Below are 26,725 nucleotides of genomic sequence, written 5' to 3' on the forward strand. Positions count from 1 at the left end.
GGGAAACCGTTGTTCCCCTTCTAAACGAATCCCGCAGCCGCTACGGTCGGGCCGATGACCGGAGGCGGGTGTGCTCACGGGTCTGCGCCTGCACCAGATCGCCCTGATCGAGGCGCTCGAACTGAACTTCGAGCGGGGTTTCACCGTGCTCACCGGCGAAACGGGCGCGGGCAAGTCGATCCTGCTCGATGCCCTTGATGCCCTGCTCGGCGGTGGCCAGGGCAGCGCTGGGGTGCGGTTGCTGCGGCCGGGGAGTGAGCGCAGCACGATCGAGGCCAGCTTCAGCCTCAGTCCGCCGGTGGAGGCTTGGCTCCAGGCGCAGGAGCTGGAGGGCGCCGGCGACGAGGAGCTGGTGATCAGCCGGGAGTGGCGTCGCCTTGAGGAGCGCATCAGCAGCCGCAGCCGCTTGAATGGTGTGGTGGTCAGCCGGTCCCAGTTGCTGGAACTGCGGCCGCTGCTGCTGGAGCTCACGGTTCAGGGCCAGACCCAGCAGTTGGCGCGGCCCGGCCAGCAGCGCCGCTGGCTCGATCGCTTTGGCGGTGAGTCCCTGTGGGCGGCCCTGGAGCCCGCCCGCCAGGCCCAGCGGCTCTGGAAGCAGGCGGCGTTGGCCCTGGAGCGGGCCCGGGGCGAACGCGAGCGGCTGGAGCAGGAGCGCCAGGGTCGCCAGCGATTGCTGGATGAATGGGAGGCCGCCCGGCTGGAGGATCCCTGCGAGCGCCAGGCCCTCGAAGCCGACCAGGACAGACTTGTGCACGGGGTGCGCCTCCAGGACGGGGTGATGGCCCTGATCGGTCGCCTGCAGGAGGGAGCCGACGGGACCCCATCGGTGCTCGATCATTTGGCCGCCTGTGAGCAGGAGCTGCAGTCGATGGTGGTGCTCGATGGAACGTTGCAGCCCCAGCTCCAGGCCCTGGGGGAGACCCTGGCCCAGGTACAGGATCTGGCGCGCGACCTGGATCGCTACGGCGCTGCCCTGGAGAGCGACCCCGAAACCCTCGCCACGCTCCAGGACCGCATCGCCCAGCTGCGCAGCCTGGAGCGGCGCCATGGCCTGGATCTGCCCGAGCTGATCGCCGAACGCGACCGCTTGCGGGAGCTGTTGGGTCCTGGTGGGGCCTCCGCTTCCCTTCCGGAGCTGGAGCGGGCCGAAGCCCAGGCCCGCCAGGGTCGTGAACGCCTGCATGGGCAGCTCAGTGCCCTGCGCCGTCAGGCGGCGGCCCGGTTGCAGGAGCAATTGATGGAGGCGCTGCGGCCCATGGGCCTGGCCCATGTGCGCTTTGCCGTGGCGGTGGAGCCCGCCCCCGCCAGCGATGACGGCGCCGATGCGGTGCAGTTCCTGTTCTCCGCCAACCCCGGCCAGCCCCTGGCGCCCCTGGCGGAGGTGGCTTCCGGCGGCGAAATGAGCCGCTTCCTGCTCGCCCTCAAGACCTGCCTGGCGGCCAGTGATCCTCACGTCACCCTGCTCTTCGACGAAATCGACGCCGGTGTCAGTGGCCGGGTCAGTGGCGCGATGGCCCAGTTGCTCCAGCGCCTGGCTACGCAGCGACAGGTCTTCTGTGTCACCCACCAGCCGCTGGTGGCCGCCGCCGCTGACCATCATTTCCGCGTCAGCAAGCAGGTGCTGGCCGGCCACACGCACACGGGAGTGTCCCACCTGCGGGACACTCAGGAGCGCCAGCGGGAACTGGCGGAATTGGCGGGGGGTGACAGCGGCGAGGCGCGCAGCTACGCCGCCAGCCTGCTGGAGAAGCGGGTGGCCTGAGCCACCCGCCGCCACGTCCTCCGTAGACTTCGCTGTTCTCGTGGTCAATGGATGGGCCGAGCGGCCGGGGCCTCGAAAGTTCAGAACAGGGAGGTCTCCTTGGGCCCCAATGGCTCAGTGGGGAGCGGCCAGCTCGGGCGGGGAAGCCTGGAGGATGTGATCCGGGTGCGGGGCGCCCGCCAGCACAACCTCAAGAACATCGATCTGACGATCCCGCGCAACCGCCTGGTGGTGTTCACCGGGGTCAGCGGCAGCGGCAAGAGCTCACTGGCCTTCGACACGATTTTTGCGGAGGGTCAGCGCCGTTATGTGGAGAGCCTCTCGGCCTACGCGCGCCAGTTCCTGGGCCAGGTGGACAAGCCCGATGTCGATGCGATCGAGGGACTCTCCCCGGCGATTTCGATTGATCAAAAGTCCACCAGCCACAACCCCCGCTCCACCGTCGGCACGGTCACGGAGATCCAGGACTACCTGCGGCTGCTGTTCGGCCGCGCCGGTGAGCCCCACTGCCCCCAGTGCGATCGCTCGATCCGGCCCCAGAGCATCGACGAGATGGTCGACCAGATCCTGGCGCTGCCGGAAGGCACCCGTTATCAGTTGCTGGCCCCCGTGGTGCGGGGCAAGAAGGGCACCCACGCCAAGCTGTTGAGCGGCCTGGTGGCCGAGGGCTTCGCCCGGGTGCGGGTCAACACCGAGGTGCGCGAGCTCTCCGACAACATCGAGCTCGACAAGAACCATGTCCACCACATTGAGGTGGTGGTGGACCGACTGGTGGCACGCGAAGGAATTGCCGAGCGGCTCAACGACTCCCTGCGCACGGCCCTCAAGCGCGGCGATGGTCTGGCCCTGGTGGAGGTGGTGCCCAAGGCCGGTGAGGAGCTGCCGGAGGGGGTGGAGAAGGAACGTCTCTATTCCGAGAATTTCGCCTGCCCGGTGCACGGCGCCGTGATGGAGGAGCTCTCACCGCGACTGTTCTCCTTCAACAGCCCCTATGGCGCCTGCCCCGATTGCCATGGCATCGGCCACCTGCGCAAGTTCACCTTTGAGCGGGTGGTGCCCGATCCCTCCCTGCCGGTCTATGCGGCGATCGCCCCCTGGAGTGACAAGGACAACAGCTATTACTTCTCGCTGCTCTATTCGGTCGGGGAGGCTTTCAACTTCGAGATCAAGACCCCCTGGAACCAGCTCAGCGCCGAGCAGCAGCAGGTGCTTCTGCTCGGCAGCACGGAGCCGATTGCGATCAAGGCCGACAGCCGTTATCGCAAGAGCGACGGTTACCTGCGTCCCTTTGAGGGGATCCTGCCGATCCTGGAACGCCAGCTCCAGGACGCCAGTGGTGAGGCTGTGCGCCAGAAGCTGGAGAAGTTCCTGGAGATGGTGCCCTGTGCCACTTGCCAGGGGCTGCGTCTGAGGCCCGAGGCCCTGGCGGTGAAGGTGGGCCCGTTCAACATCTCCGATCTGACGGCCGTGAGCGTGGCCGAGGGCCTCGCCCGCATCGAGGCGTTGATGGGGGTGGGGGCCAGTGAAGGGGCCGAACCGTTGCTGACGCCGCGCCAGATTCAGATCGGCGACCTGGTGCTGCGGGAGATTCGCCTGCGCCTGCGCTTTCTGCTGGATGTGGGCCTCGATTACCTCAGCCTCGATCGGCCGGCGATGACGCTCTCCGGCGGGGAAGCCCAGCGCATCCGCCTGGCCACCCAGATCGGCGCCGGTCTCACGGGTGTGCTGTATGTGCTCGACGAACCCAGCATCGGGTTGCACCAGCGCGACAACGACCGGTTGCTGGCCACCTTGATCAAGCTGCGGGATCTGGGCAACACCTTGATCGTGGTCGAACACGACGAAGACACCATCCGCGCCGCTGATTACATCGTCGACATCGGCCCCGGGGCGGGCGTGCACGGGGGCCACATTGTGGCCCAGGGCGGTTTCGAGGATCTGCTGGCGGCCAAGGAGTCGCTCACGGGCGACTACCTGAGTGGCCGGCGTTCAATCCCCACCCCTGCCGAACGCCGCACGGCGGTCAGCCGCAAGCTCACCTTGGTGAACTGCCGCCGCAACAATCTTTCCGGCATCGAGGTGGAGATTCCCCTGGGGCGGCTGGTGAGCATCACCGGCGTGAGCGGCAGCGGCAAGAGCACCCTGATCAATGAGCTGCTGCACCCCGCCCTGGAGCACAAGTTGGGTCTGAAAGTGCCCTTTCCCAGCGGGCTCGAGGAACTGCGCGGCATTCAATCGGTGGACAAGGTGATCGTGATCGATCAGAGCCCGATCGGCCGCACCCCCCGTTCGAATCCGGCCACCTACACGGGTGCGTTCGATCCGATTCGCCAGGTCTTCGCCGCCACGGTTGAAGCCAAGGCGCGGGGCTACCAGGTGGGTCAGTTCAGCTTCAACGTCAAGGGTGGTCGCTGTGAGGCCTGCAGTGGTCAGGGGGTGAACGTGATCGAGATGAATTTCCTGCCCGACGTCTATGTGCAGTGCGATGTCTGCAAGGGGGCCCGCTACAACCGTGAGACCTTGCAGGTGTCCTACAAGGGCCACACCATCGCCGATGTCCTCGAGATGACCGTGGAACAGGCCGCCGATGTGTTCTCCGCCATCCCCCAGGCGGCTGATCGCTTACGCACGTTGGTGGACGTGGGCCTCGGGTACATCAAGCTCGGTCAGCCCGCCCCCACGCTCTCAGGCGGTGAAGCCCAACGCGTCAAGCTGGCCACCGAACTCTCCAAACGCGCTACGGGAAAAACGCTCTATCTGATTGATGAGCCCACCACCGGCCTGAGCTTCTACGACGTGCACAAGTTGATGGATGTGATGCAGCGATTGGTGGACAAGGGCAATTCGATCGTGGTGATCGAGCACAACCTCGATGTGATCCGCTGTTCGGATTGGCTGATCGACCTGGGCCCCGAGGGCGGCGACAAGGGTGGCCAGATCGTCGCGGCGGGCACCCCCGAAGAGGTGGCCAAGCATCCCAGCAGCCACACTGGTCGTTACCTACGCCAGGTGCTCGCCCAGCATCCTCCTGAGCCTGCCGTCGCCTGAAACCAGACCCCCCATGACCCTGCTCCATCGCACCCACCGCGCCCTGGCGCTGGCCCTGGCATCGGGGGCCCTGCTGGCCGGCGCTGCCCAGCCGGCCCGGGCCCTGGAGGAGATCCAGCTGCGCATGCCGTTGCTGGACACCAACTTCAGCATCAAGCTCAGCGAGCTGAGGGATCCTGACCGGCTGTTCGCCGGCACCAGTGACCTGGCCCAGTTGAATCAGGCCACCAACGGCACCATCGGTCGCACGTTGGTGGAACTGCTCAATTCACCCCTTCCCCTGCAGACCAAGGCGGTGGTGACTGAGTCGGTGGGGTCTCCCTTGCTCTCCCAGGCCCTGTTGCTCGTGTCCGCCCTGATCGGTGTGGATGGCGTGCCGATCAACCTCACCAGCATGGCCCTGGAGTCGGCGCTTCAGCAGGCGAGCGCCAAGGGCAATCTCACCATGCTCAACGTGCTTCAGGCGATGCCGGGGACGACCGCCTCGATCGACCTGGAGCGCGGGCTGTTCGCGCTCAAGCGCCTCGCCAGCCAGCAGCAGCCGGCCGATCGCCTGCTGGCGGCCCAGCCGGCGGGCACTGAGAGCCCGGCCCTCAGCAGGCCCGGCCCCCTGACCGTGCAGCGCCGTGAAACGATCCTCGCGGTGCCTTACCGGCCGGAGCCTCTGAGGCTCGTGGTGATCAGCCCCACCCAGGGGGCCAACGGCCGCCTGGTGCTGATTTCCCACGGTCTCTGGGATAGCCCTCGGAGCTTTGAGGGTTGGGCCCGTCACCTGGCCAGCCATGGCTACACCGTGCTGATGCCGTATCACCCCGGCAGCGATCAGAGTCAGCAACAGGCCATGCTCTCCGGCAAGGTTCCACCACCAGGCCCCGCCGAGTTACGGCGGCGGCCCATGGACATCACCGCCCTGATCGATGGGGCAGCCGCCGGAAAGCTGGGGTTACCCCCAGGCCTGAAGACCGATTCCGTGGTGGTGCTCGGCCAGTCCTGGGGGGCCACCACGGCGCTGCAGCTGGCGGGGGCAACCCCCAGTGCGGCTCTGCTGGAGAAGTTCTGCCGGGATGTGATGAACCCTTCCCGCAACCTCAGCTGGGTGTTGCAGTGCAGTTTCCTCAGCTCCGCCGATCGGGCTGGATTGAGCGATCCGCGTGTCAAGGCGGTGGTGGCGGTGAGCCCGCCGATGTCCCTGCTCTTTTCCGCTGGCGCGGCCAAAGCCATGAACGCCAGGGTGTTGCTGGTGAGTGGTAGCCGTGATTTCGTTGTCCCTGCGGGACCCGAAGCGATTGCTCCCATGGCCGCTGAGGCCCGCGCCCTTGGTGGTGGTCACCGGCTGGTGCTGGCCAAGGGCGGCGATCACTTCAACCTGGGATCCCCTTACGCAGAGGCCGGCGGCCCGCTGCGGCGTCTGATTCTGGCCTGGGTGAACGGGACCTTTGCCGCCGGACCGGCCGCCGTTCCCGGTCCGGCGGCCCCGTCTCTGCTGCCGCCGGATGGCTGGGGTGATGCCACCATTCCACTGGCCGATGTCACCGCTCAGCTCAAGGGTTGGAGCCCCTGAGGGAGCCCATGCCTGATCGGGGCTGATGGGCTGAACCCGTCGCCTTGGCCAAACCCCGCTATCGATGGAGTGATGGCGCCGGCTTCGGGTGGGGCTCTACCTCCTACATCTTCATCTCCACGGTCTGTTTCGCGGCTGTGACCTGGAGTTGGGGCGGGATGCCGACACCGGCGGTCAGACCACCTACGTGCTCGAACTGGCGCAGGCTCTGGCCGCTCACTCGGAGGTGGAGCAGCTGGAGGTGGTCACCCGATTGATCGACGACCGTCGCCTGTCGGCGGACTACGCCCGACCGATCGAGGCTCTGGCGCCCGGTGCCTCGATCCTGCGCTTTCCCTGTGGCCCTAAGCGCTACCTGCGCAAGGAGCTGCTCTGGCCCCACCTCGACCAGCTGGCCGACACCCTGGTGGCCCATCTGGGCAGCGGGGCGCGTCACCCCGATTGGATCCATGCCCACTACGCCGACGCCGGTTACGTGGGGGCCCTCGTGAGCCGGCGGCTGGGCATCCCGCTGGTGTACACGGGTCACTCCCTGGGGCGGGAGAAACTGCGGCGGCTGTTGGCCAATGGTGCCGACCACGCGCAGATGGAGAAGCTCTACGCCATCAGCCGACGCATCGAGGCCGAAGAGCTGGCCCTGGCCCAAAGCCTGCTGGTGGTGACCAGCACCCGACAGGAAGCGGATCACCAGTACGGCCGCTATGGCCACTACCAGCCCGGGAGGGCGGAGGTGATCCCGCCTGGAGTCGATCGGGACCGGTTTCATCCTGGTGGCCCCAGACGTCGCCCTGGCCTGGGCCTGCCCAGGGCCGTCGCCGTCCCCGACGCTGGGAGGGCCACCGATGCCGAAGCTGAGGTTGAGGAGCTGTTACGGCCGTTTTTGCGGGAACCCGAGCGCCCACCCCTGTTGACCATCTGCCGAGCCGACCGGCGTAAGAACATCCTGGCCCTGATCGAGGCCTTCGGCAGCTCGCCGGTCCTGCGGGAGCGCCACAACTTGGTCCTGGTGCTGGGGTGCCGTCAGGATCCCCGTCATCTGGAGAAGCAGCAGCGGGATCTGTTCCAGCAGGTGTTCGAGCTGATTGATCGCTTTGATCTCTACGGGCTGGTGGCCTACCCCAAACGCCACGGCTCCGTTCACATTCCCCACCTGTACCGCTGGGCGGCCCAGCGTCGCGGGGTGTTCGTCAACCCGGCTCTGACCGAACCCTTCGGGCTCACGCTGCTGGAGTCGGCGGCCTCAGGTCTGCCCGTGGTGGCCACCGACGATGGCGGGCCCCGGGAGATTGTGGCCCGTTGCCGCAATGGGCTGCTGGTGGATGTGAGCGACCTCCAGGGCCTGAGAAAAGCCCTAGAGCTGGCGATGGCCGATCCGGTCCGTTGGCACCGTTGGCGCGATCAGGGACTGGAGGCGGTGGGTCTTGAGTTCAGCTGGGAAGCCCATGTGGGTGCCTATCTGGCGGCGGTCCTGCGCCGCTGCGGCCTGGCCACCAGCGCGGCGGTGATCCTGGCCCCTCGGCCGGGGGGTGCGCGACGGTCGCCGCCGCCCCAGGATTCAAGGGCCTCAGAGCGGTGGCTCCTGGCTCCTGTAGGCCGCATGGTTGGGGTTCAGATCGGGCATCCAGTAGCTGAGGTTGTCGTGCCAGAAGGGCTGACCCGCCAGCCGAGAGCTGGCCAGCTTGGTGGTGCGCAGGGCACCCAGCAGGCCGCCAAGCTCCCCCGGTGAGAGGTTGGTCTTGATGTCCTTGCCGGCGATCTGAAGCAGTTGGGGCAGCTGGGCCAAGGCGCTGGGCTGGGCCAGCTTGCGGAAGACCTCGGCCAGCACCAGCCGCTGGCGTTCCATGCGCCCCAGGTCGCCCATCTCGTCGTGGCGGAAGCGCAGGAAGCCCTCCAGATCTTTGCCCTTGAGCAGTTGCCGGCCTGGGTAGAGGTCGATCGAGAGCCCTTGGCGGCTGTCGGTGTAATACATGCGCTTCGGCACCTCCACTTCCACCCCCCCCAGGGCATCCCCAAGGTGCTGCACGGCATCAAGGTTGACGATCATGTAGCGCTCCAGGGGTTCACCGAGCAGCTTGCCCAGCTCCTGCTCCACCGCCGGCATCCCCCCGGCGCCGTAGAGGGCATTGGCCTTCAGCACCCCGTAGGCGTCTGATTCGATGTAGGTGTCCCGCGGGACCTGGGTGAGTTCGGTCCGGCCCTCCTTGACCTGGGCCGTGAAGATCACATCGGTGTTCGTGGCGACCTGATCGGTGCCCATCACCAGGATGCGGCCCCCGTAGGGAGGGCTGACCACGGAGCCCAACAGTTGTGAGCTCTGCTGCAGGCCCGCCAGCAGCGGCCCGAGCAGTTGTGGGATCGGACCGGCCAGGGCGGCACCGATCACCAGGCCCAGGCCGAAGGGGACCAGGGGCAGTCTGCGGCTCTTGCGTGGGCGGGCCTTGGCCGCAAGCTCGCGCTGGGGGCGAGAGGTTCTGTCGTCGTTGGCGGGGCTGGTGGGTTCTTCGGAGAAAGGAAGCTCCAACCGCGCCTTGCCGGCTCGCACCCTTTGGGTCTTGCCGACCGCCGGTCGGCCGTTGTTGCGAGGGAGGGGTTGGGCCTGGCTCATGGGGGAATCCGCTCGGCGCACCTTAAAGCGCGTAACCCCATGGGGCCAGAGGGTTCAGGGCGCTTCCACCACCTGCACGCGTTCGGCGGCGCGGTCCGCCTTGCCCTGGGCCTCGGCCCGGTCACGGCCGGTGGCCAGGGCCACCCCCATGCGTCGCTGGGGGCGGGCCTCGGGCTTGCCGAACAGCAACACCTGGGTGCCGGGTTCCGCCAGGGCTTCAGCCACCCCGTCGTAGGCCACCCGTGCCAGGGCCCGATCGGCCAGGATCACGCGGCTGGCGGCGGCGCCGCTGGAGCGAATCTCGGGGATCGGCAGGCCCAGCACGGCGCGCAGGTGCAGCTCGAATTCGCTCAGGTTCTGGCCCAGCAGGGTCACCAAACCGGTGTCATGGGGGCGGGGGGAGAGCTCGGAGAACACCACCTCCTCCTTCCCGGGATCACCGCACAGGAAGAATTCCACCCCGAACAGGCCGGCCCCCCCGAGTTGGTCGGTCACCGCGGAGGCCATGGCCTGGGCGGCCGCCAATTGCTCGGCGCCCAGCTCCGCCGGTTGCCAGCTGCACTGGTAGTCGCCGCGCTCCTGCAGATGGCCGATTGGTGGGCAAAACAGCGTCGGACCCTGCCATTGGCGCACCGTAAGCAAGGTGATCTCCAGCTCGAAGTGCAGGAATTCCTCCACGATCACCTCGGCCCCCACGCCGCGGGCGCCGGCCATGGCGCTCTCCCAGGCGGCCTCGATGCCCCCTGGACCCTTGACCACGCTTTGGCCCTTGCCCGAGGAGCTCATCACCGGCTTGACCACCACCGGCCAGCCCAGGTTCTCAGCGGCGGCGGACAGTTCGCTGGCGCTGCGGGCGTAGGCGAAGCGGGCGGTGCGCAGCCCCAGCTCCGTGGCCGCCAGGTCGCGGATGCGGTCGCGGTTCATGGTCACGGCGGTGGCCCGGGCCGTGGGGATCACCGTGAAGCCCTCCGCCTCCAACTCGGCCAGGGCGTCCACCGCCAGGGCTTCAATCTCGGGAATCACCAGGTCGGGACGGTGGCGGCGCACCACTGCCTTGAGGGCCTCCGGATCGCCCATGGCCACCACCTCGGAGGTCTGGGTCACCTGCATGGCGGGGGCTCCGGCGTAGCGATCGATGGCGATCACCCGGCAGCCCAGGCGCTGGGCGGCGATCGCCATCTCCTTGCCCAGTTCGCCGCTGCCCAGGAGCATCAGGGTGCGGGGAAAAGGGGCACGGGCCATGGAGGGGGCGCCGGTGGGCGGGATACTGACCTGATCTTCCCCCGGCGGCCTGCCCGATCACGATGGTGTTGCAGCGATGGCCTGATGCCTGGCTGACCGTGCCCACGCTCGCCTTCTCCACCGCCGGTGATGCGGCCCAAGGGCTCATCTTCGGCTGGAACATCGCTGACCTCCAGACGTGGACCCTCGTCTACCTCGGGGTCTCTTCGCTGGCCTTCGTGGTGGTGTGGGTGGTGGGCCTGGTGCGCCGCTCCGGCCCCCCTCAGCCCTGAGGGTCGGGGATCAGGCCGAGCTGCTGCACCTGGGGGGCTTCATCGATGAAGCCGTAGTCGGCAAACAGCTGGGCGTCGCTGTGGCTGATGTGCTGGCCGTCGTTGCGGCGCTCCAACTGGAAGCCCTCGCTGGCCATGCGTCGCATCAGGGCGGCGGTCTCCTCAAAGCGCGCCGCCATCGACTCCAGGCTGGCGCAATCGCTGGTGAGGCCCGCGTCCTTCCAGATGAAATAGGCCATGGGCGATCAGGGCAGCAGCAGGAGTCCTGCCATGACTAGCAGCAAGGAGGCGCCCCAGAAACCCACCACCACCTGTTGTTCGCTGGCGCCGCCGAGTTCGAAGTGATGGTGCAGGGGGGCCATCCGAAACACCCGTCTTCCCTGGCCATCGGGACCCTTGGTGGCCTTGAACACCCAGACCTGGGTGATCACAGAGAGCGATTCGGCCAGAAACACCCCGCCCATCAGCAGCAGCGGCCAGAGGCTGTTGCTGAGCAGGGCGATCGCCGCCAGGGAAGCTCCCATGGCCAGCGAACCGGTGTCGCCCATGAACACCCGGGCCGGATGGCGGTTGTGCACCAGGAAGCCCAGCCAGGCCCCGGCCATGGCGGCGCTGAAGCCCGCCAGGGCCGGATCGCCTTCGTGGCCGCGCAGCATCAGCTGCAGCCCGAGACCGGTGAACACCACGGCGCCGCAGCCGGCCGCCAGACCATCGAGGCCGTCGGTGAGATTGGTGCCGTTGCTTTCCGCCAGCACCACGAACAGCCCCAGGGGCCAGATCAAGATCCCCAGGGGCAGCACCCAGCCCAGGGGCAGGGCCACATCGGTGCCGATCCACCCCTGCCAGGCGGAGACAGCGAGAAAGGTCAGTGCGGCCAAACCCTGAAGCATCAGCTTGCCCCGGGGGCTCAGGCCGGTGTTGGTGCGTTTGGTGAGGCTGCGCCAATCATCAAGGCCGCCGATCGCCAGAAAGGCCAGGCTGAGGGCAGCCACCGCCACCAGGCGCGGATCGGAGGGGGCCACCAAGGCGCCCACGATCACCCCCACCGGAACCACCAGCAGGCCGCCCATGGTGGGGGTTCCCGCCTTGCCGTGGTGCGCCTGGGGACCTTCCTGGCGGATCACCTGCCCCAGCTTGAGCGCCCGGAGCCGGGGGACACCCCAGAGGCCCAGAAGGGTGGTGATCAGCGCTGCGATCAGCAGCGGAGGGGTGAGTTGGGGCGCCTGGGACAGAGCATCATTGAGCAGGCAACTTGTCAGCAGCACAAGCGCCAGGAGCATGGCCAGGGGACGGCTGTGGCCGGAAAGCTGCTGGAGCAGCGCCGTGACGGGGCCGCGCGGGCGGCTGGAGGCCCCGGAGGGCGAGGTCGGGGTGGCCAAGCGGCAGGTCCTGGAGGAAGCGGCGCGGGCCGGAGTCCCGGGCCACGGCGGGACCCTAGGCCACGGGATTCAGTCTTCCCAGTTCTCTTCGGTGGCTTCGTCGGCCTGGTTGTAATCCTCCTTCTCGCCCATCAGCGCCGAAAGTTCCTCCTCCTCCACGGTGCTCACATCGGGAGCGGCGGCTTCCTCGTCGGCCACGAGCCGGCCACTGGCTTCCAGCCAGCTCAGCAGGTCGGGCTCTTCCCGCAGCGGCAGCACCGGAGCGGGCTCATCGCGCCGGTAGCGGGTCAAGGAGGGGTTGATGGTATCGAGAATGCTCATGAACGCCCTCGGGCAGGCTGGGTCCGAATGACCAATCCATGATCTTAGCGGAGGCCCTCAATGGAGAAGACTTCGGGCCTCGCGGCGCTGTCGCCGCGCAAGTGGGCGGAGCTGGCGCTGGTCTGGCTGGCGGCCCTGGGGCTCAGCTCCTTGCTGGTCTGGGCGGGCCAGCACTGGCCTGAACGTTTGCCGATCGAACCCGTGCCGGTGGCCGCCCTGGTGCTGGTGCCGCCAGCCCTGATCGCCCTGGTGCTGGTGCTGCGTTGGCCCTCCCCGTCCCCCGTCGCCCTCCCGACCGCTGGGACGGGGGGCGACGGGGGAGAATCGACACACGGCGTCGAGGAGCAGGGTTGATGGGTCGGGCGAAGAAGGCGGTGCTGGCCTATTCCGGCGGTGTGGACACCAGCGTCTGCATCCCCTATCTGATGCAGGAATGGGGCGTCGAGGAGGTGATCACCTTCGCCGCCGACCTGGGCCAGGGGGATGAGCTGGAGCCGATCCGCCAGAAGGCGCTCGATTCCGGTGCCAGCCAGTCGATCGTGGGTGACCTGATCGAACCCTTCATCACGGAGTTCGCCTTCCCGGCCATCCGCGCCAATGCTCTCTACGAGGGCCGCTACCCCCTCTCCACCGCCCTGGCCCGCCCGCTGATCGCCCGGCGTCTGGTGGAGATCGCCCGGGAGGTGGGGGCCGATGCGGTGGCCCACGGCTGTACGGGCAAGGGCAATGACCAGGTGCGTTTCGATGTGGCCATCGGCGCCCTCGCCCCCGACCTCAAGGTGCTCACCCCCGCCCGGGAGTGGGGCATGAGTCGGGAAGAGACGATCGCCTACGGAGAGCGTTGCGGCATCCCCTCGCCCGTGAGCAAGGGGTCGCCCTATTCCATCGACCTCAACCTGCTGGGGCGCAGCATCGAGGCCGGTCCCCTGGAGGATCCCGATGTCGAACCGCCCGAGGAGATCTACGCGCTCACCCGTTCCGTTGAGAACGCCCCCGCTTCTCCCCAGGTGGTGGAGATCGGTTTCGAGGCCGGCAATCCCGTGAGCGTGGATGGGGTGCGCCTCGATCCGGTCAGCCTGATCCGCCGGGCCAACGAGCTGGCGGGCCTCCATGGTTTCGGCCGCCTCGACATGGTCGAGAACCGTGTGGTGGGCATCAAGAGCCGGGAGATCTATGAAACCCCCGGCCTGTTGCTGTTGATCCGCGCCCACCAGGAGCTGGAATCGCTCACCCTTGCCGGCGACGTGCAGCGCTACAAGCGCCAGATCGAAGCCAGCTGGGCCGATCTGGTGTACCAGGGCCTCTGGTTCGGGCCCCTCAAGGAGGCCCTTGATGGCTTCCTCGACCGCACCCAGGCCACGGTGAACGGCACGGTGAGGGTGAAGCTGCACAAGGGCAATGCCACGGTGGTGGGCCGCCGCAGCGCCAGCGACAGTCTTTACGTCAGTGCGATGGCCACCTACGGCACTGGTGATCGTTTCGACCACCGGGCCGCCGAGGGATTCATCTATGTCTGGGGGCTGCCCACCCGTCTGTGGGCGGCCCAGCGCCGCCGCTGAGCTGAATCCTGAGGGACTTTTGGGCGGGGATTCGGTTGACCTAGGCCGCGGTCTCCTCGTCGGCGTGGCCCTTGAGCAACTTGCGGGTCCAGGATCCGAGGCCGTTGGGGAAGGGCAGCAGCGGTTGCAGGCCTTCGGCGGCTCCCTGCAGCGCGTATCGGGCCTGATCCCTCAGGGCCATGTTCTCTTCCGCCAGCAGCCTTGTGTGCTCCTGCACCGGCCGTAACTGCTGCTGGAACTTGCGCTCAAAGATCGCCGGCAGCTCCGCCAGCAAGGTTTCAAGTTCTGCCACCTGGTGGCGGGTGGCTTCAAGCTCCCGCCGCAGGGCCTCTCGGGCCGACGACGGACTGGAGGGAGTGGTGACCAAGGCGAGCGTCCATCCCGAAGACTCTCCATCATCCACCGAAAGCCTGGGTTCTGCGGACCCAACCGCGTCTGCTTCAGGGGATGAACAAGCCTTGAGCAGGGGACGGCCCCAGCGGGGGACCGGGGCACGGTGTCCGTCGTCCGAAAGCATGGCCGGACGGTATCGGATGGTTGGCCTGCCCACAAGGCAGGCCAGGATTTGGGCCTGGGCCTCAGGCTTCGACGGCGACGGCGACGGTCGGCTCGGCGGCGGCCGCCGGCACGCTGCTGGTCCGGGGCGGGGGCACCGGACCGTCCTGTTTGACGGTGAGGTAACGGATCACGTCTTCGCTCAGGCGCATGGCCCGCTCGAGGGCCACCACCTGCTGGCCGTCACCGTTATGGGTGAGCTGCACGTAAATGCCTTCCTTGTGCTTGGCGATCGGGTAGGCCAGGCGGCGCTTGCCCCGCATCTGCGATTCGAGCACCTCAGCGCCGGCCTCGGTCACCAGGTCGCGGTACTTGGTGACATGGGCCTCCACCTCTTCCTCCGGGATGTCCGGACGAAGGATGTACATGGTTTCGTAGTAGAGCTCAGACATGAAATCTCCGTTGTGGGCTCCAGCCAGCGCGGGGCCGACCGAGGGGGGTGAGGCTGAGGGGCCCGGGGCCGGATCAGCGACGGATTGATCACCCTATCGCGGCACCTGGACCAGCCTTGATCAGTGCCCTGGCCGGGGCTGGCCCTCAGTAGAGCTGCATCCGCACCGCCTCCGACACCGTGGGGATATCGGCCTCCTTGCCGCGCAGGCACTGGACAGCGGCGAACAGCACCAGCACCAGGGTGCCCAGGTAGATGGTGTTGCTCAGGGTGCGGATGGCGAAGCTGGCCCCCAGGGGTGTGAGCAGCACGTTGAAGGCCAGGGTGAGCAGCACCAGCACGATGTCCAGAAGGATCGCCTGCAGCACGTTGAAGCGGATGAAGTAGGGCACCTTCGGGTTGCGCACCACCGCCAGGAACAGCACCAGAAACAGCAGAAAACCACCGAATGGCACCAGCCTTTGCAGCAGCACCACCGGAACCACCGGCAGGGTGAGCCACTGCAGGGCGGGAAACAGGCCATAGAGCGAGCGACCGAAGGGCACCCCCTCGCTCCAGGGCAGCAGGTAGGCCAGCAAGGCCAACAGGCGCTGCCAGATCGGTGGTTCCGCCATGGGGCCCGTCGTGATCGCCCGAGGCTAGGGCCCCTCCAGGCGGGTCAGGGCCGCCCGGCGCATCGTCGCCACAGGCACCTGCGGCTGGCCACTCCAGAGCCGCAGGGCGGCGGCCCCCTGCTGCACCAACATCTCCAGCCCGTCGAGGGCGCGGCAGCCCCGGGCCGCCGCCTCCTGGAGCAGGCGGGTGGGGCGGGGTGTGTAGATGAGGTCGTAGACCACAGTGCCTGGCCGCAGGTGGTCCAGCTGGCCGGGGCCCAGGGGGCAGCGATGGGCCGCCGCCGGATTGCCTTGAGCGACCATCCCCACCGGGGTGGTGTTTACCACCAGATCGGCCTGAGCCAGGGCGGCCGCCAGGGGATCGCCCTGGGGGCCAACGCCAGTCCCGTTCCAGGTCAGAGCCCTGAGGCCAGGGGCCCAGGGGCGGCAGCTCGCCACGAAGGGCTCCAAGGACTGGGGTCGGCGCCCTGCCACCGTGATCCGCTCGAGGGCGAGTTCGGCGCAGCCGGCCACCACCGCCCGGGCACTGCCGCCGCAGCCCAGCACCAGGGCGCGCCTCCCCTGCCAGTCCACGGTGGCATCGCGGGCGTTGTCGTCGCGCAGGGGTGCCAGAAACCCTTCCACATCGGTGTTGGTGCCGAACCAGCCGCCTTCGGCCCGTCGCACCAGGGTGTTGACCGCCCCCAACCGCCCGGCCAGGGGGCTCAGCTCCGTCGCCAGGGCCGCCGCCGCCTGCTTGTGGGGCAGGGTGATGTTGAGGCCGCGGCAGTCGATCGCTTCGAGCGCGTGCAGCACCGCCGCCAGGGCCGCCGCCGGCGTGGGCAGGGCCAGGTACGCCCAGTTCAGCCCCAAGTCCTCCAGGGCGGCGTTGTGCATCAACGGCGAGAGCGAGTGGCGCACGGGATCGCCGAGAACGCCCACCAGGGCCGTGGCTCCGTCGATGGTGGGTGGCATCGGGCGGGGTGTATCTGGGGGCACCGTACGGGAACGGTTCGGGAACCACACCTCGCCTGCTGCGGCCCCTGGTGTGGAGGATGCATCCAGTTCAAATCACCCGACTAAGAGGAGGAAACAGATGGGCAAAGTTGTCGGAATTGACCTTGGCACCACGAACAGCTGCGTAGCGGTGATGGAGGGCGGCAAGCCCACCGTGATTGCCAATGCCGAGGGCTTCCGCACCACGCCCTCGGTGGTGGCCTACACCAAGAACCAGGACCAGCTGGTGGGCCAGATCGCCAAGCGCCAGGCGGTCATGAATCCGGAGAACACCTTCTATTCCGTCAAGCGCTTCATCGGCCGCCGCGTCGATGAGGTCAACGAGGAATCCAAGGAAGTCAGCTACGGGGTTGAGAAGGCGGGCGCCAATGTGAAGGTGAAGTGCCCGGTGCTGAACAAGCAGTTCGCCCCCGAGGAGGTGAGCGCCCAGGTGCTGCGCAAGCTCGCCGAAGACGCCGGTAAATACCTTGGTGAAACCGTCACCCAGGCGGTGATCACCGTTCCCGCCTATTTCAACGACTCCCAGCGCCAGGCCACCAAGGACGCCGGCAAGATCGCCGGCCTCGAGGTGCTGCGCATCATCAACGAGCCCACCGCCGCGGCCCTGGCCTACGGCCTCGACAAGAAGAGCAACGAGCGCATCCTCGTCTTCGACCTGGGCGGTGGCACCTTCGACGTCTCCGTGCTCGAAGTGGGCGATGGCGTGTTCGAAGTGCTCTCCACCAGCGGTGACACCCACCTCGGTGGCGACGACTTCGACAAGGTGATCGTCGATTACCTCGCCGCCAGTTTCAAATCCAACGAAGGCATCGACCTGCGCCAGGACAAGCAGGCTCTGCAGCGGCTCACCGAAGCGGCGGAGAAAGCCAAGATCGAGCTCTCCAGCGCCACCCAGAGCGAGATCAACCTGCCGTTCATCACAGCCACCCCGGAGGGCCCCAAGCACCTCGACCTCACCTTGACCCGGGCCAAGTTCGAGGAACTGGCCTCCAAGCTCATTGACCGCTGTCGGGTGCCGGTGGAGCAGGCGCTCAAGGACGCCAAGCTCGCCAGCAGCGAACTCGACGAGGTGGTGATGGTGGGTGGTTCCACCCGCATCCCCGCGGTGCTGGAGCTGGTCAAGCGGGTCACCGGCAAGGATCCCAACCAGACGGTGAACCCCGATGAGGTGGTGGCCGTGGGTGCCGCCATCCAGGGCGGTGTGCTGGCCGGTGAGGTCAAGGACATCCTGCTGCTGGATGTCACTCCGCTGTCGCTGGGCGTGGAAACCCTCGGCGGCGTGATGACCAAGATGATCACCCGCAACACCACCATCCCCACCAAGAAGGCCGAGGTGTATTCCACCGCCGTCGATGGTCAGACCAACGTGGAGATCCACGTGCTCCAGGGCGAGCGCGAGCTGGCCTCCGACAACAAGAGCCTCGGCACCTTCCGTCTCGACGGCATCCCCCCGGCGCCCCGGGGTGTGCCCCAGATCGAAGTCACCTTCGACATCGACGCCAACGGCATCCTGAGCGTGACGGCCAAGGACAAGGGCAGCGGCAAGGAGCAGAGCATCTCGATCACCGGCGCCTCCACCCTGAGCGAGAACGAGGTGGAGAAGATGGTCAAGGATGCCGAGGCCAATTCGGCCGCCGACAAGGAAAAGCGCGAGCGCATCGACCTCAAGAACCAGGCCGAGACCCTCATCTACCAGTCCGAGAAGCAGCTCGGTGAACTGGGGGACAAGGTGGCCGCCGAGGACAAGGCCAAGGTGGAGGATCTGTCCAGGCAGCTCCAGCAGGCCCTCGAAAAAGAGGACTACGCCACCATCAAGACCTTGCTCGAACAGCTCCAGCAGGCCCTCTACGCCGCCGGTGCCTCCGTGTACCAGCAGGCGGGAGCGGCAGGAGCCGATGGAGCCGGCCCCCAGCCGGGCGCCAACGGTAGTGGTGCCACCAGCGACGACGTGATCGACGCCGAGTTCACCGAGAGCAAGTAGAGCCTCTGGTCTTTCCTCTCACCTGACGCCCCAGATCAGCCCCCGCTTCGGGGGGGGGGGGGGTTAATGGTGCCCAGTGCTGCCGACAGGGGACCTAGGGGACAATGCTGGCCACAGCCGCGCGGGCTCTGATGACCACCGGTTCCGGCAGGCTGACGAATCCGAGCTTGGGCGCGATCCCCTGGGCGTCCGGTGAAAGGGTGTAGTTGAACGCGGTTTTCAGGGGCTCGGTCCTGGCGCCGTTGCCTGTCTTGTAGAGCAGGATCCAGGTGAAAGTGACAATCGGATAGCCCTGCTTCGGGTTTGGATCGCTGCCGATCAGATCCGGCCCCAGATCGATCGTCGCCAGGGCCTGGCTGGCCGTTTCGTTGGTGGGCTTCGTCATCTGGCCGGAGCCATTGGTGAGGGCGGCCGCCTGGAGGGTGCCCCTGACAAAGGCCTGCTCCACGTAGCCGAGGCTGCCATCCACCTGCGTCAGCTGGGCGGCCACACCTTCATTGCCCTTGGCCCCGATGCCCGTTGGCCAGGACACCGCTGTGCCGTTGCCGGGACCCTTGCTCCAGGAGGGGCTGATGGCGGCCAGGTGCGCCGTGAAGTTGAAGGTGGTGCCCGAGCCGTCGGAGCGGTGCACCACCCGGATCGCCTTGTTGCCGCAACCGACCTGATTGAAGTTGTTGATCGTGCCCAGGAAGATGCCTGCCAGCTGGCTCTGGCTGAGTTTCAGGTCGCAGCCAGGGAAGTTGTAGGCCACGGCGATCGCTCCAGCGGTCATGGGTACCTGCACCACCCCGCGGCTCACCCGAGCGATGTCTTCGGCGCGCATCGGGGCATCGCTGGCACCGAAATCCACGGTCTGGGCGATGAGCTGGCGCACCCCGGCGCCGGAACCCACCGATTGGTAGGCGACCTGAAGGCCTTTCTTAGTTGCCAGGTCGGCGAACCAGCGGGTGTAGATCGAGGCGGGGAAGGAGGCGCCGGCACCGCTGATCTTGCCGCTGCCGCCACAGGCGCTCAGGACGGCGCAGGCCAACAGGGCAAAGGTGCCGCCAACCAGGCGGTTCGAGGGAAGGGAGGGCATGGGGGTGATTCGACGTGTTCCTTGTTAGGCGAGGTGGTTTAAGCCCCGTTCAAGGCTTCGATCCGCCCGGCGACCCAGGCGGCGCTGGCGGGAGCCAGCAGGATGCCGTTGCGGTAATGGCCCGTGCTCACCAGCAGCCCTGGCCGCGGCTCGATCAGCACCGGCGCCGGTTGGCCCACGGGACGCACCCTGAGCCCCTGCCAGTGCCGCAGGGTCCTGGCCTGGCGGAGCCAGTCGGGGGCCTTGCCCTGCAGGTGGGCCAGGTTGGTCAGCGCATCGGGGTTGGCGCTCTCCCCCGGCTCCAGGGTGGCGCCGATCCAGAGCCGCCTGAAGGGTCGGGGCACCAGGTTGATCCCCTGCCAGACCACCGAGCCTGGCCAGAGCTCAGGGGTGGTGGCCGCCAGCTCCAACTCCAGGGCCTGGCCGAGCACGGGTTCGAGGGCCAGCTCGATCCCCAGGGACGCCAGCAGGGGGCCACTGCCCAGCCCGGCCGCCACCACGACCGAGTCGGCGCCCAGGGCTGTGCCACCAGCCAGCTGCACCCGCCAGCCCCCCCGCCCCCCCGGGGTGGGCGCGATCGCGGCCGCCGGCTCGCGCTCAAGGAGGAGCCCATGGGCTGTGCCATCGGCCTCCAGGGCCGCACCCCAGACGATCGGATCGAGCTGGCCGTCGCGCGCCGACCAGAGTCCCCCCGGCGCGCCCGGCGGTAAGACGGGCTCCAGTCGCTGCAGTTCGGGGGCCGTGCGCAGCTCCAGGCAAGGGCCAGGCTTGGCGCTGGCTGAAGCCAAGGCCTGTTGCCGTTGCCAGTCTTCGGCGTCCTGGGCGAGCAGCAGCAGTCCCCGGCGAAGGGCCACAGGGTGCCCAGCTGCGGCCAGCAGGCCCTGCCAGTGCGCCAGCAGGGCGAGGGAGTGTTGGCGCAGGCGCCAGCCCCGGCCACTGCGGCGCCGGTAGACATCGGCCATCAACAGGCCCAGGGCCGCCCCACTGCCGTCAAGGGCGCCCTCCGGCGGCGCGGCAGCGACCAGGGTCACACGGTGACCGCTTCGGCTCAAGAGCCAGGCGCAGCAGCGTCCGACGAAACCACCGCCGATGACCACCACCGACCGCGGTGGAGCCGCCGGAGGTGCGTTGCTCACACCTGGTTGAGGGCCGTCTTCACCTGGTCGGGCAGCACTTGGGCGTAGCGGCCAATGCTGCTGGCCACCTTGATGTAGGACTTGCGCAGCTGGTCACCGTCCTGGAGGCGCGCGGCCTCATCGAGCTGGGCGAGGGAGCTTTTGACCTGGGCGGAGAGCTGGTTGGCTTCGGGGCGATCGGCCGGCAGCAGCCGTTGGTTGATGTAGAGCATCTGACGCCCCATCTCCTGGAAGGGGCCATGGATCAAGTTGCGGGTGAAGACCCAGTTCTTGTCGTTCACCAGGCTGGCCAGTTCGGTGAGCTCGTTGCGGGAGGCCAGGAAGCCCTCGGCCTGGCGCTGGATCATCGCCAGATCGGCGGAGCTGATGGTGGGAGGTTTGGCTGATTCAACGGAGCAGGCCGCCAGGGCGAAGCTGAGCACCACCGCGAGGCCGATGGCCAGGAAGCGGCGAAAGGTCGAAACCAGCAGGGCGGCCATGGGCGGGGGGCAAGCTGGGCGACTTTAACGGCGGCAACCGGCACAATGCCCCGATGCAGGAGCCTCTGTCAGGGGGGAGCGATGAGCGATCCCACGGCCATCTTTCAGCTGATCTGCCCGGACCGTCCGGGACTGGTGAGCGAGCTCTCGGGCTGGGTGGCGGCTAATGGCGGCAACATCCGCCATGCCGACCACCACACCGACCAGGGGGCGGGTCTGTTTCTGAGCCGGATCGAGTGGCAGCTCCAGGGATTCGGCCTGCCCAGGGAAGCGATCGTGCCCGCTACCCAGGCCCTGGCCCAGCGCCTGGAGGGGATGGGCCAAGTTCATTTTTCCGATGACACGCCCCGGGTGGCGATCTTCGTGAGCAAGCAGGACCATTGCTTGCTGGATCTGCTCTGGCGCACCCGCGCCGGCGAGCTGCCGATGGAGGTGCCCCTGGTGATCTCCAATCACCCCGACCTGCGGACCCTGGCGGAGGATTTCGGTGCCCGCTTTGAGCACCTGCCGATCAATGCCGCCACCAAGATCGCCGTGGAGGAGCGCCAGCTGGCGCTGCTGGCCGAGGAGCGCATCGAGCTGGTGGTGCTGGCCAAATACATGCAGGTGATCAGCCCGGGGTTCCTGGAGTGCTTCGATTCCCCTGAGGCTTTCCAACGGGTGATCAACATCCACCATTCCTTCCTGCCCGCCTTCAAGGGCGCCCAGCCCTACCACCGGGCCTGGGATCGGGGGGTGAAGCTGATCGGTGCCACGGCCCACTATGTGAGCGAAGACCTCGATGGTGGTCCGATCATTGCCCAGTCGACGGTGGGGGTGAGCCACCGCGATGAGGTGGAGGATCTGATTCGCAAGGGCCGTGACAGCGAGCGGCTGTCCCTGGCCCGGGCCCTGCGCCTGCACCTGCGTCGCCAGGTCATGGTCTACCGGGGTCGTACGGCGGTGTTCGATTGAGCGACGCGGCCGGGATGGAACTGGCGTGATGGGCTTGATCGACTCGATCCGGGCGCGCTGGGATCGACAACTGTTGGCGGAGCGACCGTCCCAGGCCCACCCCCTGGGTTGGCGCTGCTTTCAGTTGGGCCTGCTGCTGCTGGCCTCCAGCGCCCTGCTGGGTTCCCTGTCGCTTCTGCTGGCACTGGTGCTGGGCAGCCGCGGCCGGGAGCCGTTCTGGCGCGACCGGGTGAACCGGCTGCTGGCGCTGATCGCAGGGTTGATGCTGCTGGGCTGCTTCGGGGCCTACAGCGGTTGGCTGGCCTGGGTGGGCCTGGGCAACTGGTTGCCCTTCTTCTGGGCGTTCTGGGGCTTCCAGCCCTACGTGGCCACGGCCGCGGCCCGGCGCAAGGCGGCCCTTTGGCTGGTGGCCGGCACGGTGCCCGTGGTGCTCACCGGTCTGGGTCAGTTGTGGTGGGGCTGGAGCGGGCCCTTGCGTTCGCTCCACGGCCTGGTGGTCTGGTGGATCGAGCCGGGCGGCGACCCGCCGGGGCGTCTTTCAGGCCTGTTCGATTACGCCAACATTGCCGGCGCCTGGTTGGCGCTGGCCTGGCCCCTGGCCCTGGCGGCCCTGCTGGAGCGGCGCCTGGGCTGGAAACGGCGCGGGGTCGCACTGGTGCTGGTGCTGGGCCAGGCCCTGGCGCTTTACCTGACCGATTCCCGCAACGCCTGGGGTGCCCTGGTGCTCGCCCTGCCAGTGGTGGCGGGGCCGCTCACCTGGATCTGGCTGTTGCCCCTGCTCCTGGCGGCGTTGCTGCTGGTGGGTCTGGCCAGTCTGCCGATGGTGCCGGCGGCCCTCCAACACGTCGCCCGCCTGGTGGTGCCGGACCCGATCTGGGTGCGGCTCAGTGATGCCAACTTCGCCGGCCAGCGACCCCTGGCGATCACGCGCCTGAGCCAGTGGGCCGTGGCCGTGGGTCTGATCGCCGAGCGCCCCTGGCTGGGCTGGGGGGCGGCCGCCTTCAGCGTGATCTATCCCCTGCGCACCGGCCACTGGCACGGCCATCCCCACAACCTGCCGATCGATCTGGCCCTCAGCCACGGGCTGCCGGCGGCGGCCTTGTTGGTGGGCCTGGTGCTCTGGTTGCTGATCCGGGCCTGGAAGCTGGGCATGGTCGCCGCGCCGGTGTTCGAGCGGGCCTGGTGGGCTTCGGCCCTGGTGCTGGTGGCCCTCCACGCCACCGACATGCCTTTCTATGACAGCCGCATCAACGTCGCTGGCTGGATTCTGCTGGCGGGCCTACGCCAATTCCAGGGCCGGCCCCGCCAGCTCCAGGGCGCTGCGGTGGTGTCCGACGAGGGTGGCCTTGGGGAGGGGGCCCTCCAGGTGGTCCCACGGGAGCGCGCTCAGGGGATCCCAGCGTCCGTGGATCACTTCAGCCCAGGGGGGCAGGGGGGCTGAACCCGGCTCGGACGCCTGGGTACTGAGCTCCCGGTAGGCGCTTTTCCAGCCCCCCAGGCTGTCGTGACGGCCGCGCACGGCGGCGATCACGGGGGCCAGACGCCGGTCGCTGCGCGAGAGCAGGGCCTGGATCACGCTCCAGCCGTAACTCTCCGGCCGCAGTTCGATGCCCCTGGGCTTGAGGCGTTTGGCCAGGAGCTTCAGGCGCTGTTCCGCCTCAGGTCGCACCCCCTCCCACTGGAAGGGCGTGTGGGCCTTGGGCACGAAGGTGCTCACCCCCAGCGACAGCCGCAGCCCGGGAGTGGCTTTTTTGAGGGCCAGCAGCAGCTCAGCGGTGGCCTCGATGTCGGCGTCGGTTTCAGTGGGCAGGCCGGCCATGCCATAGAGCTTCAGGCCCGTGAGCCCCCCTTCCTTGGCGTAGCGGGCGGCGGCGAAGATCTCCTCGCCGCTGAGCTTCTTGTTCACCACCTGGCGCATCCGCTCACTGCCGCTTTCAATCGCGATCGTCAGCGATCTGCTGCCGCGTTTGGCCAGGATCCGGCCCAGCTGGGGGGTCACGGTGGCGGCCCGCACGGAGCTGACGCTGACGCGGGTGCCTTCGAAGCGCTCGCCATCGAGCCAACTGAGCAGATCGGCGAACTGGGGATGTTGGGTGACGGAGGCCCCCAGCAGCCCGAGCCTTTGGGTGGCCCCCAGGCCCTTTTCCACGGCAGGAATCAGACCGTCATCGAGGGAGGGGGTTCGAAAGGGCAGGGTGAGGTAACTGGCCAGGCAGAAGCGGCAGAGCTCCGGGCAGCTGCGCACCACTTCCACCATGTGGATCGAAGGCCAGGCTGCCTCCGGGGTGATCACCGTGGAATGGCTGAGGGTGTTGCCGCGCCAGGTCTGCTTGGCCACCGTGGCCGGCAGGCCGCTCCGCGTGGGCTCCACGGCGAGCAGCTGGCCGTCTGAGCTGTAGCGGGGGGCGTAGAGCGAGGGCACATAGACCCCCGGCACCTGGGCCAGGGCATCGAGGCGCTCGGCCCGGGGCGCGCCGCGATGGGCCTGCACAGCGTCGATGAAGGCGGGCAGCAGCAGCTCGCCATCCCCCAGCAGCACCGCATCGAAGAAGGGGGCCAGGGGTTCGGGGTTGGCGGTGAGCACCGGGCCGCCGCCGAACACGAGTGGATCGTTCTCCCTGCGCTCATGGCTCCAGATCGGGATGCGCTGGCGCTCCAGGAGATCCAGCAGCACGGGCCCATCCAGCTCCCAACTCAGGGAAAGGCCAAACAGATCGAGACCGCCGCCGCCACGTTGGTGCGGCAGGTCCCCCTGGTCGGTGAACAGCCGCCGCACATCCAGATCGCTGCGCTGGGCCAGGGTCGCCCAGACCACCTGGAAGCCCAGGCTGGTGATGCCGACGGTGTAGGTGCTGGGGAAGGCCAGCACCAACTTGAGGGCATCGGCCGCCGGTTGGGCGGGCTCGAACAACAGGGTTTCCTGGTTCAGGGGTGGGACGGCCCGGCGGTAGTGGTCAGTCTGGAGGGTGCCCGGCGGGGCCTAGCCCCCTGGTGGAGGACCCCGCCTGGGCGGCGCGCTGGTGGGGGCGTGGCGTCCGTTCTGCTCTGCGCTGTCTGGGTCAGCATCCCGCACGACCTGGGACACCCCTGCCGCCAGAGGGCTCCAGCGCTTCCACGGACGACGTCTTCCCAGGGAGAAGGGCCGCTGGAGGCGTTGTGCTGCAGGTCCCCAGGGCCTTGCGTGAGGGACAACCCAGGCCAACGGCCAGCACGGAGCTCACTGCCTCTGGACACGCCATACCGAGCAGCGCTTCCCGGTTCCGACACTCCTTCACCACTCGCCTGAGAAAGGGGAGCGAGATCAGAACAATTCAGGAAAGGCCCGGGAACGGCGATGGGAGCACCACCTTGGTCGACAGCCGTGGGTTGAAACGTGGGCCGTGCGGGGTGATCAGACCACTGACCTGTTCAGAAGCGCAGGTCATCCCGGCAATCTTGCGGCATGGCCGGACCCGAGTGGACCAGAGCAACTGGCCCCAAGTGTCAACACCTGGCTCAGGTGCTGGGTCGAGATGGGATGGCCGTAGAAGACCTGGCGCAGCGGCAACGGGGACTGCGGTCGACTTTCAACCAGTGCGGGTGGCCAACCTGCCAGGATGCAGGAACTTCTGGCAGCTCAGGTCTGTGGGGAAGCCAACCTGAGGATGAGCTTCCAATTGCCCCAGGATGAAGTCAGGAGGCTTTCGATGAATGTTAAGAAAGTGAGTTGCTCCGGCGGCGGAGCGATCCAGAGCTGGGATGAGCATTTCAACCATCCATGGGGATGTTAGGCCACTAGGCGATGCATCCCACGCAAGTTGCAGAGAGCTATACCGCATAGCGACGAGGTGGACCAGCTCTTCTTTTGACAGAAGTAATGGCATTAAACAACATAAACGAGCTCTCAGCTTCATGCTGCGCACGGAAGGAACAGCGCTTGACGTTGGATGCGGAAGCAACGACAGATTCATGAGCCTCCTTCAATCCCAAGGTTTTGAAGTCGAGGGATTGGACATCTCGTCCGAGATGCTTAGGCTAGCTCGTTCTGCGGCGCCTTATACCATCTTTCATCATGCGGACATCTGCGATTGGATTCTTCCGAAAACATATGAATTCATAAGTGCCTGGGACAGCATCTGGCATGTGCCGTTAGGCCAACATAGATCGGTGCTGATCAAGCTCTGCAATGGATTGACATCCGGAGGTGTTTTTATCTTCACCGCAGGCGGGTTGGAATCACCAGGTGAACATCAAGACGCTCCTATGGGGGTACCGATGTATCATGCAACCCTTGGTGTACCGCACATCATCAGCTCTTTGATTGAAGGTGGCTGCATTTTGCGTCACTTCGAGTACGGCCAGTGCCCACAACCCCACGTGTACTTTGTCGCTCAGCGAGGTTGATTGCAATGGGCCAATGCAATTCCCTGCCTTCTCTCGACAGCTTTATCCGTCATTCAACGCCGACACCACGGCAGCCTCTGCCTCCGGCATGATTCATGCCTGCCGTGGTATCCTTCGCGCTAAGTGCTACGGCACCGATTGATTTGAGCGTTGAGAGGCTCGTTAGTCTTGGTGCAGAGTCTTCAGGCCATCATGGGAGAGGAGCAGGGTTGAAGCCGGCTCCGCTGGGTGGACGACAACTTCCCCCGATTGTCTGGCGATGATCATCACTGGGTCAGCGGCCCGACAGGACGCTAAGGGTGGTTAGGGAGACCCTGGAAAGCCCAGGCTGATCTCGGGACAATGGTCCTGTGAACGCAGCCAGGACCAAGTCCATGGGTGGCAAGCAGCTCGGCTTCGGTGATTACGA

22 protein-coding genes and 2 pseudogenes are annotated in these 26,725 nt (G+C 67.3%); 11 read left to right on the forward strand and 13 right to left on the reverse strand.

The features are described 5' to 3' along the window. Positions 1–70 precede the first annotated feature (70 nt). The 4 genes from recN (at position 71) to KBY88_RS11030 (ending at position 8,097) form a co-directional block, all read left to right on the forward strand. Positions 71–1,762 (forward strand): DNA repair protein RecN, encoded by a 1,692-nt coding sequence (gene recN, locus KBY88_RS11015; protein ID WP_254939982.1) that lies wholly within the window; start codon positions 71–73, stop codon positions 1,760–1,762. Between the two features lie 51 nt (positions 1,763–1,813). Next, positions 1,814–4,810 (forward strand): excinuclease ABC subunit UvrA, encoded by a 2,997-nt coding sequence (gene uvrA / locus KBY88_RS11020; RefSeq protein ID WP_254939983.1) that lies wholly within the window; start codon positions 1,814–1,816, stop codon positions 4,808–4,810. Positions 4,811–4,823: 13 nt separating this feature from the next. Further along, positions 4,824–6,371 (forward strand): alpha/beta hydrolase, encoded by a 1,548-nt coding sequence (locus KBY88_RS11025; protein ID WP_254939984.1) that lies wholly within the window; start codon positions 4,824–4,826, stop codon positions 6,369–6,371. An 88-nt stretch (positions 6,372–6,459) separates the two neighbouring features. Beyond that, on the forward strand, positions 6,460–8,097 hold the full coding sequence (locus KBY88_RS11030) for a glycosyltransferase (RefSeq protein ID WP_396102996.1): 1,638 nt from the start codon (positions 6,460–6,462) through the stop codon (positions 8,095–8,097). Here KBY88_RS11030 and KBY88_RS11035 read toward each other — a convergent pair. Both KBY88_RS11035 and purT read right to left on the reverse strand, forming a co-directional pair. Further along, positions 8,044–8,976, reverse strand: a pseudogene (locus KBY88_RS11035) (LCP family protein); the annotation flags it as partial. The gene KBY88_RS11030 and the pseudogene KBY88_RS11035 overlap by 54 nt on opposite strands. 54 nt (positions 8,977–9,030) lie before the next feature. After that, on the reverse strand, positions 9,031–10,218 hold the full coding sequence (gene purT, locus KBY88_RS11040; RefSeq protein ID WP_254939986.1) for a formate-dependent phosphoribosylglycinamide formyltransferase: 1,188 nt from the start codon (positions 10,216–10,218) through the stop codon (positions 9,031–9,033). Between the two features lie 62 nt (positions 10,219–10,280). Here purT and KBY88_RS11045 point away from each other — a divergent pair, with 62 nt between their 5' ends. Continuing rightward, positions 10,281–10,490: a cytochrome B6 gene (locus KBY88_RS11045; protein WP_254939987.1), complete on the forward strand. Its 210-nt coding sequence runs from the start codon at positions 10,281–10,283 to the stop codon at positions 10,488–10,490. Here the strand turns inward: KBY88_RS11045 and KBY88_RS11050 are convergent. The 3 genes from KBY88_RS11050 to KBY88_RS11060 all read right to left on the reverse strand — a co-directional run bounded on the left by KBY88_RS11050 (position 10,481) and on the right by KBY88_RS11060 (position 12,190). Next, entirely contained in the window at positions 10,481–10,729 is a 249-nt protein-coding gene (locus KBY88_RS11050; RefSeq protein WP_254939988.1) for a hypothetical protein, read from the reverse strand. The genes KBY88_RS11045 and KBY88_RS11050 overlap by 10 nt on opposite strands. Positions 10,730–10,735: 6 nt before the next feature. Continuing rightward, a complete protein-coding gene (gene mraY / locus KBY88_RS11055) occupies positions 10,736–11,770 on the reverse strand; it encodes a phospho-N-acetylmuramoyl-pentapeptide-transferase (protein ID WP_254940008.1) in 1,035 nt (344 codons plus the stop codon). 168 nt (positions 11,771–11,938) lie between these two features. After that, a complete protein-coding gene (locus KBY88_RS11060; RefSeq protein ID WP_254939989.1) occupies positions 11,939–12,190 on the reverse strand; it encodes a DUF3134 domain-containing protein in 252 nt (83 codons plus the stop codon). Positions 12,191–12,250: 60 nt separating this feature from the next. On the opposite strand from KBY88_RS11060, the gene KBY88_RS11065 reads away from it, so the two are divergent. Further along, a complete protein-coding gene (locus KBY88_RS11065; protein WP_254939990.1) occupies positions 12,251–12,544 on the forward strand; it encodes a hypothetical protein in 294 nt (97 codons plus the stop codon). After that, positions 12,544–13,749, forward strand: coding sequence for an argininosuccinate synthase (locus tag KBY88_RS11070; protein ID WP_254939991.1), 1,206 nt, complete (start codon positions 12,544–12,546; stop codon positions 13,747–13,749). The genes KBY88_RS11065 and KBY88_RS11070 overlap by 1 nt, the downstream gene beginning before the upstream one ends. A gap of 40 nt (positions 13,750–13,789) precedes the next feature. On the opposite strand, the gene KBY88_RS11075 is transcribed toward KBY88_RS11070, so the two are convergent. From KBY88_RS11075 to KBY88_RS11090, 4 genes are all read right to left on the reverse strand, one after another. After that, positions 13,790–14,116 carry a hypothetical protein gene (locus KBY88_RS11075; RefSeq protein WP_254939992.1) on the reverse strand — a complete coding sequence of 109 codons (327 nt, stop codon included), beginning with the start codon at positions 14,114–14,116 and terminating at the stop codon, positions 13,790–13,792. 211 nt (positions 14,117–14,327) lie between these two features. Then, positions 14,328–14,696 (reverse strand): 30S ribosomal protein S6, encoded by a 369-nt coding sequence (gene rpsF, locus KBY88_RS11080; RefSeq protein ID WP_254939993.1) that lies wholly within the window; start codon positions 14,694–14,696, stop codon positions 14,328–14,330. A gap of 145 nt (positions 14,697–14,841) precedes the next feature. Further along, entirely contained in the window at positions 14,842–15,309 is a 468-nt protein-coding gene (locus tag KBY88_RS11085; protein WP_254939994.1) for a Tic20 family protein, read from the reverse strand. A 24-nt stretch (positions 15,310–15,333) separates the two neighbouring features. After that, positions 15,334–16,263, reverse strand: coding sequence for a shikimate dehydrogenase (locus KBY88_RS11090; protein WP_254939995.1), 930 nt, complete (start codon positions 16,261–16,263; stop codon positions 15,334–15,336). On the opposite strand from KBY88_RS11090, the gene dnaK reads away from it, so the two are divergent. Further along, positions 16,250–18,286, forward strand: coding sequence for a molecular chaperone DnaK (gene dnaK / locus KBY88_RS11095; RefSeq protein ID WP_261348750.1), 2,037 nt, complete (start codon positions 16,250–16,252; stop codon positions 18,284–18,286). The two genes, KBY88_RS11090 and dnaK, sit on opposite strands and share 14 nt — an antisense overlap. A 94-nt stretch (positions 18,287–18,380) precedes the next feature. Here the strand turns inward: dnaK and pstS are convergent, their stop codons facing one another. Genes pstS through psbQ form a run of 3 tightly spaced genes read right to left on the reverse strand, consistent with a single transcriptional unit; the run spans position 18,381 to position 20,979 of the window. After that, positions 18,381–19,364 carry a phosphate ABC transporter substrate-binding protein PstS gene (gene pstS / locus KBY88_RS11100; protein WP_254939997.1) on the reverse strand — a complete coding sequence of 328 codons (984 nt, stop codon included), beginning with the start codon at positions 19,362–19,364 and terminating at the stop codon, positions 18,381–18,383. Between the two features lie 38 nt (positions 19,365–19,402). Beyond that, entirely contained in the window at positions 19,403–20,500 is a 1,098-nt protein-coding gene (locus tag KBY88_RS11105) for an NAD(P)/FAD-dependent oxidoreductase (RefSeq protein ID WP_254939998.1), read from the reverse strand. Next, entirely contained in the window at positions 20,497–20,979 is a 483-nt protein-coding gene (gene psbQ / locus KBY88_RS11110) for a photosystem II protein PsbQ (protein WP_254939999.1), read from the reverse strand. Before psbQ ends, KBY88_RS11105 begins: the two co-directional genes overlap by 4 nt. A gap of 81 nt (positions 20,980–21,060) precedes the next feature. On the opposite strand from psbQ, the gene purU reads away from it, so the two are divergent. Beyond that, positions 21,061–21,933: a formyltetrahydrofolate deformylase gene (purU, locus tag KBY88_RS11115; protein WP_254940000.1), complete on the forward strand. Its 873-nt coding sequence runs from the start codon at positions 21,061–21,063 to the stop codon at positions 21,931–21,933. Positions 21,934–21,961: 28 nt separating this feature from the next. Continuing rightward, positions 21,962–23,236 (forward strand): annotated as a pseudogene (locus KBY88_RS11120) (O-antigen ligase family protein); the annotation flags it as partial. Here KBY88_RS11120 and KBY88_RS11125 read toward each other — a convergent pair. Then, on the reverse strand, positions 23,213–24,802 hold the full coding sequence (locus tag KBY88_RS11125; protein ID WP_254940009.1) for a B12-binding domain-containing radical SAM protein: 1,590 nt from the start codon (positions 24,800–24,802) through the stop codon (positions 23,213–23,215). The pseudogene KBY88_RS11120 and the gene KBY88_RS11125 sit on opposite strands and share 24 nt — an antisense overlap. A gap of 1,022 nt (positions 24,803–25,824) precedes the next feature. Here KBY88_RS11125 and KBY88_RS11130 point away from each other — a divergent pair. Beyond that, entirely contained in the window at positions 25,825–26,316 is a 492-nt protein-coding gene (locus tag KBY88_RS11130; protein WP_254940001.1) for a class I SAM-dependent methyltransferase, read from the forward strand. Positions 26,317–26,725 lie beyond the last annotated feature (409 nt).

Origin of the sequence: Cyanobium sp. Morenito 9A2 (genome assembly GCF_024345575.1) — a bacterium.
Classification (GTDB): Bacteria; Cyanobacteriota; Cyanobacteriia; order PCC-6307; family Cyanobiaceae; genus ATX-6F1.

Bases quoted from the DNA above. Each gene is read 5' to 3' on its own strand.
- uvrA (WP_254939983.1), top strand. From the start codon at position 1,814: ATGGGCCGAGCGGCCGGGGCCTCGAAAGTTCAGAACAGGGAGGTCTCC.
- KBY88_RS11025 (WP_254939984.1), top strand. From the start codon at position 4,824: ATGACCCTGCTCCATCGCACCCACCGCGCCCTGGCGCTGGCCCTGGCA.
- purT (WP_254939986.1), bottom strand. From the start codon at position 10,218: ATGGCCCGTGCCCCTTTTCCCCGCACCCTGATGCTCCTGGGCAGCGGC.
- KBY88_RS11045 (WP_254939987.1), top strand. From the start codon at position 10,281: ATGGTGTTGCAGCGATGGCCTGATGCCTGGCTGACCGTGCCCACGCTC.
- KBY88_RS11050 (WP_254939988.1), bottom strand. From the start codon at position 10,729: ATGGCCTATTTCATCTGGAAGGACGCGGGCCTCACCAGCGATTGCGCC.
- mraY (WP_254940008.1), bottom strand. From the start codon at position 11,770: ATGCTCCTGGCGCTTGTGCTGCTGACAAGTTGCCTGCTCAATGATGCT.
- KBY88_RS11060 (WP_254939989.1), bottom strand. From the start codon at position 12,190: ATGAGCATTCTCGATACCATCAACCCCTCCTTGACCCGCTACCGGCGC.
- KBY88_RS11065 (WP_254939990.1), top strand. From the start codon at position 12,251: ATGGAGAAGACTTCGGGCCTCGCGGCGCTGTCGCCGCGCAAGTGGGCG.
- KBY88_RS11070 (WP_254939991.1), top strand. From the start codon at position 12,544: ATGGGTCGGGCGAAGAAGGCGGTGCTGGCCTATTCCGGCGGTGTGGAC.
- rpsF (WP_254939993.1), bottom strand. From the start codon at position 14,696: ATGTCTGAGCTCTACTACGAAACCATGTACATCCTTCGTCCGGACATC.
- KBY88_RS11085 (WP_254939994.1), bottom strand. From the start codon at position 15,309: ATGGCGGAACCACCGATCTGGCAGCGCCTGTTGGCCTTGCTGGCCTAC.
- dnaK (WP_261348750.1), top strand. From the start codon at position 16,250: ATGGTGGGTGGCATCGGGCGGGGTGTATCTGGGGGCACCGTACGGGAA.
- KBY88_RS11090 (WP_254939995.1), bottom strand. From the start codon at position 16,263: ATGCCACCCACCATCGACGGAGCCACGGCCCTGGTGGGCGTTCTCGGC.
- pstS (WP_254939997.1), bottom strand. From the start codon at position 19,364: ATGCCCTCCCTTCCCTCGAACCGCCTGGTTGGCGGCACCTTTGCCCTG.
- psbQ (WP_254939999.1), bottom strand. From the start codon at position 20,979: ATGGCCGCCCTGCTGGTTTCGACCTTTCGCCGCTTCCTGGCCATCGGC.
- purU (WP_254940000.1), top strand. From the start codon at position 21,061: ATGAGCGATCCCACGGCCATCTTTCAGCTGATCTGCCCGGACCGTCCG.
- KBY88_RS11130 (WP_254940001.1), top strand. From the start codon at position 25,825: ATGCTGCGCACGGAAGGAACAGCGCTTGACGTTGGATGCGGAAGCAAC.